Source organism: Consotaella salsifontis (assembly GCF_900167365.1).
In the GTDB taxonomy this organism is placed as follows: Bacteria; Pseudomonadota; Alphaproteobacteria; order Rhizobiales; family Rhizobiaceae; genus Consotaella; species Consotaella salsifontis.
This window is the reverse complement of the sequence record NZ_FUXL01000007.1, coordinates 139773-152489: the sequence shown is the minus strand read 5'-3', so window position 1 is coordinate 152489 and position 12717 is coordinate 139773. Positions and strand designations below refer to the sequence as shown.

At 66.5% G+C, this 12717-nt stretch carries 10 protein-coding genes; 4 read left to right on the top strand and 6 right to left on the bottom strand.

Features of this window, described 5'->3' with window-relative positions; translation table 11 throughout:
* The first annotated feature begins 123 nt into the window (after positions 1 to 123).
* The 4 genes from B5D38_RS11860 to B5D38_RS11845 all read left to right on the top strand — a co-directional run bounded on the left by B5D38_RS11860 (position 124) and on the right by B5D38_RS11845 (position 4728).
* The gene (locus B5D38_RS11860; RefSeq protein ID WP_078708637.1) at positions 124 to 1107 is read left to right on the top strand and encodes an ABC transporter permease; all 984 of its coding nucleotides are present in this window, start codon (positions 124 to 126) and stop codon (positions 1105 to 1107) included.
* Between the two features lie 149 nt (positions 1108 to 1256).
* A complete protein-coding gene (locus tag B5D38_RS11855; protein WP_078708636.1) occupies positions 1257 to 2192 on the top strand; it encodes a sugar ABC transporter substrate-binding protein in 936 nt (311 codons plus the stop codon).
* A 168-nt stretch (positions 2193 to 2360) separates the two neighbouring features.
* Entirely contained in the window at positions 2361 to 3860 is a 1500-nt protein-coding gene (locus B5D38_RS11850; protein WP_078708731.1) for a sugar ABC transporter ATP-binding protein, read from the top strand.
* 103 nt (positions 3861 to 3963) lie between these two features.
* Positions 3964 to 4728: an SDR family oxidoreductase gene (locus B5D38_RS11845; RefSeq protein ID WP_078708635.1), complete on the top strand. Its 765-nt coding sequence runs from the start codon at positions 3964 to 3966 to the stop codon at positions 4726 to 4728.
* A gap of 37 nt (positions 4729 to 4765) precedes the next feature.
* On the opposite strand, the gene B5D38_RS11840 is transcribed toward B5D38_RS11845, so the two are convergent.
* From B5D38_RS11840 to kdpF, 6 genes are read right to left on the bottom strand one after another with little or no spacing between them, the layout of a single operon-like run.
* Positions 4766 to 5452: a response regulator gene (locus tag B5D38_RS11840; RefSeq protein WP_078708634.1), complete on the bottom strand. Its 687-nt coding sequence runs from the start codon at positions 5450 to 5452 to the stop codon at positions 4766 to 4768.
* Positions 5449 to 8187, bottom strand: a complete 2739-nt coding sequence (locus B5D38_RS11835; protein ID WP_078708633.1) for a sensor histidine kinase — start codon at positions 8185 to 8187, stop codon at positions 5449 to 5451. The genes B5D38_RS11840 and B5D38_RS11835 overlap by 4 nt, the downstream gene beginning before the upstream one ends.
* A gap of 9 nt (positions 8188 to 8196) precedes the next feature.
* A complete protein-coding gene (kdpC, locus tag B5D38_RS11830; protein WP_078708632.1) occupies positions 8197 to 8814 on the bottom strand; it encodes a potassium-transporting ATPase subunit KdpC in 618 nt (205 codons plus the stop codon).
* Positions 8815 to 8825: 11 nt separating this feature from the next.
* Positions 8826 to 10865 carry a potassium-transporting ATPase subunit KdpB gene (gene kdpB / locus B5D38_RS11825; RefSeq protein ID WP_078708631.1) on the bottom strand — a complete coding sequence of 680 codons (2040 nt, stop codon included), beginning with the start codon at positions 10863 to 10865 and terminating at the stop codon, positions 8826 to 8828.
* 12 nt (positions 10866 to 10877) lie between these two features.
* Positions 10878 to 12587, bottom strand: coding sequence for a potassium-transporting ATPase subunit KdpA (gene kdpA, locus B5D38_RS11820; protein WP_078708630.1), 1710 nt, complete (start codon positions 12585 to 12587; stop codon positions 10878 to 10880).
* 12 nt (positions 12588 to 12599) lie between these two features.
* Positions 12600 to 12689 (bottom strand): K(+)-transporting ATPase subunit F, encoded by a 90-nt coding sequence (kdpF, locus tag B5D38_RS21845; protein WP_116002677.1) that lies wholly within the window; start codon positions 12687 to 12689, stop codon positions 12600 to 12602.
* Positions 12690 to 12717 lie beyond the last annotated feature (28 nt).

Genomic DNA, 12717 nt, shown 5'->3' with positions numbered 1-12717 from the left:
CCTGCGTCCGATGCGCCGGGCACGTTGAGCGAAGTCCAAGGATGGAGAGGATTTCGACTGCAACGGCTGACGGCCGTGGGAAGAAACGGGGCAAGCGCGTCGAAACGCAGGAGGAGGTTCGCCATGGCGAGCATTGCCGGGACGAAGGCGGAAGACGCCAAGATCTCGTGGACGAGCTATTTCAGCGGCGGAGCCATCGGACCGTTCATCGGGCTGATCGCGCTTTGCACATTCCTTGCGTTTACATCGGACACCTTCCTGACGCTGAGGAATTTCCTTAATGTGATGGACCAGATCACCGTGATCGGGGTGATGGCCATCGGTATGACGCTGGTCATCCTTCTCGGCGGCATCGATCTCAGCGTCGGCTCCGTCCTTGCCCTGTCCGGCATGGTGCTCGGCTATCTCGGCAACTATCTCGGCTGGCCGTTTGGCCTCGGCATCGTTGCCGCCCTGGTGGTGTCGGCACTGTGTGGGGTGGTGTCGGGGCTGATGATCACGAAGCTGAACATGCCAGCCTTCATCGCGACGCTGGCCATGATGTCGATTGCTCGCGGCATCGCCTCGATCATCACCGACGGCCAGCAGATCGTCGGCTTTCCCGATTGGTTCTCGAGTCTGGCGATCATCCGCCACTTCGGTCTTTTGTCGGCCACCGTGGCCGCGATGGTCGTTCTCACCATCGTCTTCTTCGTGTTTCTGAAATACCGGCCGGCGGGCCGCGCGCTCTATGCGATCGGTGGCAATCCCGAAGTGGCGCGCCTTGCGGGTATCCACGTCGAGCGCGCCACTCTCCTGGTCTATACCGTGTGCGCGCTTCTGGCGGGCCTTGCGGGCGTCATCCTGTCGGCCCGCCTCGACAGCGCCCAGCCGAGCTCCGGCATCGGGTATGAACTCGACACCATCGCCGCCGTCGTCATCGGCGGCGCGAGCCTTTCGGGCGGCGTCGGCGGAATCGGCGGCACGGTCGTGGGTGTGCTGATCATCGGCTTCCTGCGCAACGGCCTCAATCTGCTGCACGTCTCGCCCTTCGTCCAACAGGTCATCATCGGCGTGGTCATTGCCCTGGCTGTGGCTGCCGACACGCTGCGCGCGCGACACCGCTGAGGAGGCGGTTCGCCAGGATCGGCGCGGCCAGCCGCGCCATCCCGAGATTCGCCGGGAGGCGAAGACGGTCTCGAACGGACCGGAAGGAGCCGCGGGTTCATGGGAGGAGCGCTTCCATCGCGGACGGAGCTAGAAAACGGAGGAAAGTTATGTTGTCTCGCGCAATTTTGTTGACCGCCGTCGCCGCCCTCGCGATCGCGGGGACGACCGACCTGGCAAGCGCCAAGGATGCCAAGAAGATCGGCTTGGCCGTGGCCAATCTGCAGGCCGACTTCTTCAACCAGATCAAGCAGTCGGTCGAGGCATACGGCAAGACCAAGGATCTAGAGATCATCACCGTCGACGCCAAGGGAGACGCGGCGACGCAGGTCAGCCAGATCCAGGACCTCCTGGCCCAGAACATCGACGCGCTCATCTACATCCCGGCCGGTGCCACCGCGGCTTCCGTTCCGGTCAAGGCCGCGAAGGCGGATGGCGTTCCCGTGGTCAATGTCGATCGCAATGCCGAGGGCGCTCCTGGCGATACGTTCATCGCAACCAACTCTGTCGCATCCGCCAAGGAGCTCTGCACCTACATCGCCAAGCAGGCGGACGGCAAAGGCAAGATGCTGATCATCCACGGGCAAAAGGGCACGACGCCAGAGGTCGATCGCACCAAGGGCTGCTCGGAGGCGCTGAAAGACTATCCGGACATCAAGGTGGTCGGCGAGCTCTGGTCGGACGGCTGGCACCAGGATGAGGGCTTCAAGCTGACGCAGGACCTCCTTCAGACCAACCCCGACGTCAACATCATCTGGGGTCAGGCCGACGCGCTGGCTCTCGGCGCGGCGCAGGCCGTGAAGGTTGCGCACCCTGACCACCCGATCATGGTCGCCGGCTTCGACGGCGATACCGCCGCTCTCGTCGCCTTGAAGGACGGTGTCTTCGACGTGACCGTGACGCAGCAGACCCAGAAGATGGGCCGCATGGCCGTCGATTCGGCGATTGCTCTCGTCAAGGGCGAAAAGGTGCCCGCCGAACAGCTCGAAACGGCGACGCTCACCACAAAGGACAACGTCGCCAAGTTCATCGAGCAGCATCCGTGAGGCCATGACGCGGCAGGTTCGCCTGCCGCGTCACCACCCGCATTGGTCGCAAGGAAAATGCGGGTCGCCCCGGCGTGGGCGCCCGCGGCCCTCGCGATCGGAGAACGCAGCCCCCGCGTTCGGGGCCGTGTCGAAAGCGATGCCTGTCTGCCGGGAGGATGGTCCGTGATGGCCGAGCAGCCCAATCATTCCGACGTCGTGCTGAGCGTTCGTGGTCTCGGCAAGAAGTACGGTCCGATCACCGTCCTCACCGATGTCGGCTTCGACGTCCGTCGCGGCGAGGTCCTCGCGCTGCTGGGCGAGAACGGCGCGGGCAAGTCGACGGTTTCCGCCATCATCGCCGGGCTCGTTCGCCCCACGGCCGGCACCATGACGTGGATGGGCAAGCCGCACGCGCCTCTCTCGCCTGCCGATGCGCTGTCGGCGGGGGTCGGCCTGATCCATCAGGAGATGCGGCTTCTTCCCGACCTCTCCATTGCCGAGAACGTCTTCGTCGGACGGCTCCCCACCCGGCAGGGACGCATCGACCGGGCCAGCATCAATCGGCGGGCGGAGGAACAACTGCGGCGGCTCGGTCTCGACGTCGCCCCGACGACGCTGGTCCGGGACCTCAAGGTCGCCGCCCAGCAGCAGGTCGAGATCGCCAAGGCGCTGACGCTGAACGCCCGCCTTCTGATCTTCGACGAGCCCACCGCCGCGCTCGGCGGCGAGGAGACCGATCTTCTTTTCCGGCGCATCGAGCAGCTGAAGGCGGAGGGCGTCTCCTTCATCTATATCAGCCATCGCCTGGACGAGATTGCGCGGATCGCCGACCGCATCGCCGTTCTGCGGGACGGGCAGCTCGTCGCCACTCACGAGACGGCGCAGATCCCCGTCAAGGTTCTGGTCGAGGAGATGGTCGGTAGGCCGCTCGACCGCATGTTTCCGACGCTCGATGAAGCTCCAGGCGAAGTATTGCTCGAAGTGGAGAACATCTCCAGTCCCGATGGCACGTTCAAGGATGTAAGCTTTTCGGTGCGCCAGGGGGAGGTGCTCGGCATCGCCGGCATCGTCGGAGCAGGTCGCACGGAGCTGGTGCGCGCCATCGCCGGCGCCGACCCGATCTCCTCCGGCGTGGTCAAGATCCAGGGAAAGCCGATCGGCCTGCACCATCCGAGCGACGCGCTGGATGAGGGGATCGTGCTCGTTCCGGAGGACCGCAAGGGGCAGGGGCTGATCCTGCCCCAGACGATCGCGGAGAATATCGCCCAGACCAACTACGAGCAGATCGCGCCGAGTGGATGGATCAACCCTCGGAACGTCAACCATTTCGCACGCTCGGCGATCTCCCGCTTTGGCATCAAGGGGCAGGCGGAACAGCGAGTCAGCCAGCTTTCCGGCGGCAACCAGCAGAAGGTGGTCATCGCCAAGTGCATCTCGCGCAACCCGCGCGTCGTCATTCTCGACGAGCCGACGCGCGGCATCGATGTCGGTGCCCGCGCCGCGATATACGATGTCGTGGCGGATCTCGCCCGTCGCGGCATGGCCGTGATCGTCGTCAGCTCCGACCTCGACGAGGTGCTTGGCCTCGCGCATCGGGTCATGGTTCTCAGTCGCGGCATCAATCGCGGAATCCTCGAACGCCGGGATGCCAACCGCCTCGCTGTGATGGAGCTCGCGACCACCTGAGCGCCCCGGCTGGGGCCGCGCGGCGCGATCGGCCGACGAGGTTCACTCCGCGACGCCCCCTCCCAAACCGGATGACGATGGATTGAGACACAAGGAGCAGATGATGGACAAGTTCAGCCTGAAGGATGAAATCGCATTCGTGACCGGAGCCGGCAGCGGCATCGGACAGGCCATCGCGCTGGAGATCGCGGAGGCGGGCGCCCATGTCGCGCTGTTCGACCTGCCGACCAGCGAGGGCATCAAGGAAACCGCATCGAAGATTACGGCCATGGGCCGCAAGGCGCTGATCACGGCGGGCAACGTGACCGAGCTTTCCGCGCTGGAGGCGGCGGTGGCGCATGCGGAGCAGGATCTCGGCCCGCTGTCGCTGGCGGTCAATGCCGCGGGCATCGCCAATGCCGCGCCGGCGGAGGAGATGAGCCAGAGCCAGTGGCAGAAGGTCATCGACGTCAACCTCACCGGCGTCTTCCTGTCCTGTCAGGCCGAGGGACGTGCCATGATCCGCAATGGCCGAGGCGCCATCGTCAACATCGCGTCCATGTCGGGAACCATCGTCAACCGGGGCCTGACGCAGGTGCACTACAACGCCTCCAAGGCCGGCGTCGTTCACCTCAGCAAGAGCCTCGCCATGGAGTGGATCGAGAAAGGCATCCGCGTCAACGTCATCAGCCCCGGCTACACGCTGACGCCGATGAACCTCCGGCCGGAAGTCGCCGAGCAGCGCAAGATCTTCGAGCGTGATACGCCCATTCAGAGAATGGCGACGCCCGACGAGATGGCAGGGCCGGCGGTGTTCCTGCTGAGCCGCGCGGCCTCCTTCGTGACCGGCGTCGATCTCCTTGTGGATGGCGGCTTCGAGTGCTGGTGAGGCGCGGGCGGCAGGGCCGCCTGTTGCGGGCCTTCGCCTATTCGGCGAGAAAGCGGTAGCCCACGCCGGGCTCGTTGAGGATGAAGCGGGGGTGCGCCGGATCATCCTTCAGCTTGCCGCGAAGGCGGCCGACGAAGACCCTGAGATACTGGACGTCCTCGGCGTGGGCCGGCCCCCAGAGCTCGGTCAGCAGCATGCGGTGGGTTATGATCCGCCCGGCGTTCGCGGCGAGATAAAGCAAGAGATCGAATTCCTTGCGCGTCAGGCGGACCGGCTCGCCGTCGAGGGTCACTTCATGGGCCGCGACGTTGACGAGGAGCGGGCCGAAGTGGAATTCGGCCGCTTCCGGCGAGCGATCCGGTCTCGCTCGCATCAGCACCCGGATGCGCGCCAGAAGCTCGGCGATGCCGAACGGCTTCGTGACATAGTCGTTGGCGCCGAGATCCAGCGCCTCGACCTTTTCCGCCTCGTCCTGGCGCACCGACAGAACGAGGATCGGCACCTCGGACCATTCCCGGATGCGCTCGACGACCACCTTGCCGTCGATGTCGGGCAGGCCGAGGTCGAGGACGACGAGATCGGGCTGGGCGGTGGCGCATTTGGCGACGCCGTCCTCACCGCGGACCGCCTCGACGATGGAGAAGCCGTGCGCCTCCAGCGCGATCCGCAGAAAGCGGCGGATCTGCGCCTCGTCGTCGACGACCAGGATGCGCCCGGCGCTCACTCCATGTCCTCCGGCACGACGCCTTCCGGCGCGGCCGAGTCACCGAGCGGCGCGCCGCCGCCGTGCTCGGCCACCGGCAATTCGATGACGATCCGTGTTCCCCCGCCGTCGTCATGGGCAGGCTCGGCGCGAATGCTGCCGCCATGGGCGTCGAGAATGCCCTGGCAGATCGCGAGCCCGAGGCCCGTTCCCGCCTTTTGCCCGTCGCCGGCGCGCACACGATAGAACATGTCGAAGACCTTCCGCCGATCCTCCAGCGGTATACCGGGTCCCTCGTCGGAAATCGACAAGGCCATGCGCCCCGCGGCGGCCATGGCGCTGACGGCGATGTCGGTCTCGGCCGGCGCGTATTTGGCGGCGTTGTCGAGCACGTTGGTGATCACCTGCTCGAGCAGCACCGGGTCTCCGTCCACCAGGGGCAGGTCTTCCGGCAGGTCGACGACCAGCCGGTGGGTGCCGAGCGCATGGGCGAGGCGTCTCGCCGCGCCGCCGAGGATTTCCCGGACGTCGATCGTCTCGCGCCGGATCTTGAGCGCGCCATAGCTGAGGCGTGTCATGTCGAGCAGGTTCTGGACATAGCGGTTCAGGCGCTCTCCCTCCTCGAAGATCGTCTCGGCGAGCGCATGGCGGCCCGCGTCGGTGAGGGCATCTCCCGCCTCAAGCAGGCTGGAGGCCGCGCCGATGATCGAGACGAGGGGCGTGCGCAGGTCATGGCTGACGGAGGAGAGCAGGGCGGCGCGGAGACGTTCCGTCTCGGACAGAAGCCTGGTTTCCTCCATGTCGCTCGCCAGCCGGGTGCGCTCCATGGCCAGATAAATCTGGTCGACGAGCGCGTCGAGCAGGCGGCGATCATCGGGCGAGGGATACCGTCCCTGCTTGAACTTGACGCCCAGGAGGCCGTTGATCCCTGCTTCGCGACCGAGCGGCAGGAACAGCCAGGAGGAGGCCGGCAGGGTGACGGAGCTCCAACCGGCGGCCTCCTTGTGGGCAAACGCCCAGTTGGCCGCGCCCCAATCCCTGGCGTCGAGCTGATCCTCCGGCGGAAAGCCGCCAAGGATGGTCAGCCGGCCGTTCTCGTTTGGCCCGAGCAGGAGGGCATCGCAATGGAGCGTGGCGGCGACATGGTGGACGGCGGCCCAGACCACGTCGTCGAGCGAGGCGGCGCTCGCGATCTTGCGGGCGAATTCGTAGAGCCTCGTGGTGCGCTCGGCGATCGCCTTCTGTGCCGCTGCCTGCCGGCGCAGGCGCGCCGTCTGGTTGCCGGTGACGATGGAGACCACCAGGAAGAGGAGCAGCGTGAGAATCTCGCTTTCGCGATAGACGTTGAAGGTGTGGTAGGGCTCCGTGAAGAAGAAGTTGTAGGTCAGAAACGCGAGGAAGCTCGCGAAGATGGACGGCACGAGGCCATAGCGCGCCGAGGCGAAGAGCACCGCCGGCAGGAAGACCAGCGCGAGACTCTCGACCGGCATGAAGGAGAGGATCATTTGCGCGGCGGCGGACGCCAGCGCCACCGCCAGCGCCGACCACAGATAGGCTTTCGGCCGCCTTTCTATGGGTGGCAGGCCTGCCCGCAGGGCGGTTTCCCGCGCGGCCTTGGCATCGGGCGAGACGACCGTCACCTCGAAATCCACCGCCTGCTTCAGGATGGTATCGGCCACCGTCTCGCGCATGAGGCTCGGCACGAAGCGACGGAGGCGCGGGCGGCCGATGACGATGCGGGCGACATTGCGGGCGCGGGCGAAGGCGAGCACCTCGTCGGCGACGTTGCTGGCGGCGTTGATCGTGACGACCTCCGCCCCCAGCGTCTCGGCGAGCCGCAGCGCCTCGACCCGGGCGTCCTTCTCCTTTTCCGGAAGTTGCTCGCTGCTGGCGGTCACGACCGACAGGGCAATCCAGGGCAGGCGGGCCCGCTCGGCCATGCGCTTCGTGGCGCGCACCAGGCTTTTCGCGGCCGGTGCCTCGTTGACGCAGACCAGAATGCGCTCCCGCGTTGGCCACGGACCCGGGATGGCATGGGTGCGCATGTGCGCCGTCATTTGGGCGTCGACGCGGTCGGCGGCAACGCGCATGGCGAGTTCGCGCAGCGCCGTCAGATTGCCCTTGGAAAAGAAGTTCTGGATGGCGCGGGCGATCTGCTCCTGGATGTAGACCTTGCCCTGACGCAGGCGGGCGATCAGCTCGTCGGGCGGAAGGTCGATCAGCTCGACATCGTCGGCGATTTCCAGAACGGTATCCGGAACAGTCTCGCGCACGCGCACGCCGGAGATGCGCGCCACGACATCGTTCAGGCTCTCGATGTGCTGAACGTTGAGGGTCGTATAGACGTCGATCCCGGCTGTGAGCAGCTCGTCCACGTCCTGCCAGCGCTTGGCGTGGCGGCTGCCCTCGACATTGGTGTGAGCGAGTTCGTCCACCAGCGCCAGCGCGGGCTTGCGGGCGAGAACCCCGTCGAGGTTCATCTCCGGCAGGGCGCGACCGCGATAGAAGAGATGGGACCGGGGGATGATCTCCAGGCCCGCCAGAAGGCGCTCCGTCTCCGCCCGTCCGTGCGTCTCGACGACGGCGACGACGACGTCGACGCCCTCGGTCCGGCGCATGCGGGCGGCTTCCAGCATGGCGAAGGTCTTTCCGACGCCGGGGGCGGCGCCGAGAAAGACCTTGAGCTTGCCGCGCCCCTCGCGCGCCGCCTCGGCGAGAAGCGCTTCCGGCTCGGGGCGGGTCTCGGTGTCGGACATCGCGCCTCGCTACCGATCCGTGCTGTTGACGGCGACAGGTTCGCCGGGCTGCGTCGCCGGCGCGCGGCGCGGCGCCACCGCGTCGAGCGCGAGGTTGAGCGCGAGCACGTTTACCCGAGGCTCGCCGAGAAGGCCGAATGTGTGGCCCTTGACGTTCTCCCAGACGAGGCGCTGCACCTGGCCGCTCTCCAGCCCGCGCGCCTTGGCGATCCGGGGAACCTGGAAGCTGGCGGCGGCCGGAGAGATGTCGGGATCGAGGCCGCTGCCTGAGGTCGTCACAAGGTCGACCGGGACGGGCATCGACGGGTTTTCGGAGGCGAGACGGGTAGCGTCGGCGCCGATGCGCTGACGAAGGGCCGCGCTCGTCGGCCCGAGATTGCTGCCGGTCGAGCTGGCGCCATCATAGTTCGCGGCGGATGGGCGCGGCTGGAAATAGCCAGGGTCGGTGAAGGCCTGGGCGACGAGCGTGGAGCCGATCGCCTTCCCCTCGCGCGTCAAGAGGCTGCCGTTCGCCTGATCGGCGAACAGCACCTGGGAGACGCCGGTCATGGCGAGCGGATAGGCGACCCCGGTGAGGAGCGTCATCATCGTGATCATGACGAGAGCGGGCCTGATCTGCGAAAGCATGGAAGGACTCCTTACGCGAGTGCGAGGGCGCTGACCACGAGGTCGATCGCCTTGATGCCGATGAAGGGGACGACGAGCCCGCCGAGGCCGTAGATCAGGAGGTTGTGCCGCAAGAGCTTGGCCGCCGAGGCGGGCGTGTATTTGACGCCCTTCAGGGCGAGGGGGATCAGCGCGATGATGACGAGGGCGTTGAAGATCACCGCCGAGAGAATCGCGCTGCCGGGACTGGAAAGGCCCATGACGTTGAGGGCGCCGAGGCCGGGATAGGCGGTCACGAACAGCGCCGGCAGGATGGCAAAATACTTGGCGACGTCGTTGGCGATGGAGAAGGTGGTGAGCGAGCCGCGCGAAATCAGGAGCTGCTTGCCGACCATGACGATCTCGATGAGCTTGGTCGGGTCGCTGTCGAGATCGATGAGGTTGCCGGCCTCCTTGGCGGCGGGCGTGCCGGTGTTCATGGCGACGCCGACATCAGCCTGGGCGAGCGCCGGCGCGTCGTTGGAGCCGTCGCCGCACATGGCGACGAGCTTGCCCTCTGCCTGTTCCTTGCGGATCAGCTCCAGCTTGTTCTCAGGCGTTGCCTCGGCGAGGAAGTCGTCGACGCCAGCCTCGGCGGCGATGGCGGCGGCGGTGAGCGGGTTGTCGCCGGTGATCATGACGGTGCGCACGCCCATGCGGCGGAGCTCGGCGAAACGCTCGCGGATGCCGGGCTTGACGATGTCCTTCAGGTGAATGACGCCGAGCGGGCGCCGATCGCGCGCAACGAGAAGAGGCGTTCCGCCGGACTTGGCGATGCGCTCGACAATGTCGGTGAGGGTCTTCGACGAGCCGGTTTCGCACCAGGCGAGCACGGCGTCCGTCGCGCCCTTGCGCAGCTCAGTCCCGTCGACAAGATCGACGCCCGACATGCGCGTCTGGGCCGAGAAGGCAACGGCCTGCTTGACGGAAGCGCGCTGCTCCACGCCGCGGGGCAGGAGCTTGCGGGCGAGTTCCACGACCGAGCGTCCTTCCGGCGTTTCGTCGGAGAGCGAGGCATAGAGCGAGGCTTCGGTCAGGTCCGGCTCGCGCACCCCCGGCAGCGGGTAAAAGCCGTCCGCCATGCGCGCGCCGAAGGTGATGGTGCCGGTCTTGTCGAGGAGCAGCGTGTCGACATCGCCCGCTGCCTCGACGGCGCGGCCGGACTTGGCGACGACGTTCGCCTTCACCAGGCGGTCCATGCCGGCGACGCCGATGGCCGAGAGGAGGCCGCCGATGGTCGTCGGAATCAGCGTGACGAGAAGCGCGATGAGGTATGCGACGGGAACGAAGGCGCCGGAGTAGGCGACGAACGGCTCGAGTGTGACCACGACCAGAAGAAAGATGATGGTCATGCCGACGAGGAGGATGTTGAGGGCGATCTCGTTCGGCGTCTTCTGGCGCTTGGCGCCCTCGACGAGGGCGATCATGCGATCGAGGAAGCTCTCGCCGGGCTTGGCAGTGACGCGCACCTTTAGCCAGTCGGAGACGACGCGCGTGCCGCCGGTGACGGAGGAACGGTCGCCGCCCGCCTCGCGGATGACGGGTGCCGACTCGCCGGTGATGGCGGATTCGTCGACCGAGGCAACGCCGTCGATCGCCTCGCCGTCGGCCGGGACGATGTCGCCCGCCTCGACCAGGACGATGTCGCCGGTCCTGAGGCTGCGGCTGGAGACCGTCTCGACGTCTCGCGTGTCGGGGGATGCGAGCTTCTTGGCGGGCGTCTCGCTCTGGGTCGAGCGCAGGGAGTCCGCCCGCGCCTTGCCCCGCCCCTCGGCCATCGCTTCCGCGAAATTGGCGAAGTAGACGGTGAACCAGAGCCAGGCGGCGATCTGGGCAACGAGGAAGGCAGCTCCCGAACCCAAGGCGAGGTTGCGCAGGAAGAGGAGGGTTGTCAGCGCGGCGACCACCTCGGTGACGAACATCACGGGGTTGGAGACGAGCGCTCGCGGGTCGAGCTTGTGGAGCGCGGCGAGGAGGGCGGGACGCATGACCGCCGGGTCGAGCAGCGCGGTATCCTGGACTTTCTTGGCCATGGGATGAGCTCTCTAGAAGGTCTGGCCGGCAAGCATCGCGGTGTGCTCGGCAATGGGGCCGAGGGCGAGCGCCGGAAAGAAGGTGAGGCCGCCGATGATCAGGATGACGGCGACGAGCAGCCCGACGAAGAGCGGCGAGTGAGTGGGGAAGGTTCCGGCCGAGGCCGGCACGGTCTTCTTGGCCGCCAGCGAGCCGGCGATGGCCAGCATCGGCACGATGAAGACATACCGGCCGAGCAGCATGGCGATGCCGATCATGGTGTTGTGGTAGGGGGTGTTCGCCCCGAAACCGGCAAAGGCTGAGCCGTTGTTTCCCGTGCCCGACGAATAGGCATAGAGGATTTCCGACAGGCCGTGCGGTCCGGCGTCCTGGACGGAGGCGAGCGCCGTCGGGATGACCGCCGCCATGGCGCCGAAGACCAGCACGCCGAGGGGCATCACCAGGAAGGTGATCACCGCGAGCTTGACCTCCCGAGCCTCGATCTTCTTGCCGAGATATTCCGGCGTTCGCCCGACCATCAGACCGGCGATGAAGACGGTGAGGACGACGAAAAGCAGCATTCCGTAGAAGCCGGAGCCGACGCCGCCGAAGACGACTTCGCCGATCTGCATCTGGAGCATGGGCGCCAGCGCGCCGAGAGGCGTGAAGCTGTCGTGCATGGCGTTGACCGAGCCATTGGACGCGGCCGTCGTCGCGCTCGCCCACAGCGCCGAGTTGCCGACGCCGAAGCGCACTTCCTTGCCTTCCATGTTGCCGGCCGTCTGATCGACCGGCATTTCGGCATAGACAGGATTGCCCTGAATTTCCGAGCCGTAGGTGAGGCCGAGCGCGGCGAGGAAGAGAATGCCCATGGCGGCGAAGATGGCGATGCCCTGGCGCATGTCCTTCACCATCCGGCCGAACATGAAGGGGAAGGCCGCCGGAATCAGCAGGATCGCCAGCATTTCGACGAAGTTCGTGAGCGGCGTCGGATTTTCGTAGGGGACGGCGGAATTGGCGTTGAAGAAGCCGCCACCATTGGTGCCGAGCTGCTTGATGGCGATCTGCGAGGCGGCCGGTCCTTGCGCGATCGTCTGCTTGGCGCCTTCGAGCGTCGTCACGTCGACATAGTGCGTGAGGTTCTGCGGCACGCCCTGCCAGACCAGGAACAGGCCGAACAGAATGGAAAGCGGCAGCAGGACGTAGAGGACCGAGCGGATGAGGTCGATCCAGAAATTGCCGATGCCGCGGGTCTCCCGGCCGAAGAAGCCCCGGATGACGGCGGCGCCCACGGCGATACCGGTCGCGGCCGAGACGAAGTTCTGAACCGTCAGGCCGACCATCTGGCTGAAATACGACATGGTCGTCTCACCGCCATAGGCCTGCCAGTTGGTGTTCGTGACGAAGCTCACCGCCGTGTTGAAGGCGAGGTCCGGCGAGAGGCCGGGCAGGCCTTGCGGGTTCCACGGCAGAACGCCCTGCAGGCGCAGCACCGCGTAAAGCATCAGCCAGCCCGCCGCATTAAAGGCGAGGACGGAAAGGGCATAACGGGTCCAGTGCTGGTCGCACTTCTGGCCGTCGACGCCGCAGGCGCTGGCGAACAAGCCTTCCACAGGCGCGAGGATGGGTGTGAGAAACGTGCGTTCGCCGTTGAAGACGCTGGCCATGTAGAGGCCGAGCGGCCAGGCGAGCGCCGTCAACAGGACGCAGTAGAGGATGAATTGAAGAATGTCGGATGCCACGGCGCGCTCTCCTCAGAACCGTTCGGGGCGCGCGAGCGCGTAGGAGAGATAGCCGAGCAGGCCGAGCGCCGTCAGGGCGCCGAGAACGAGATCGAATGTCATCGATGCGTCCTCAAAGTCGCTCGCAGCC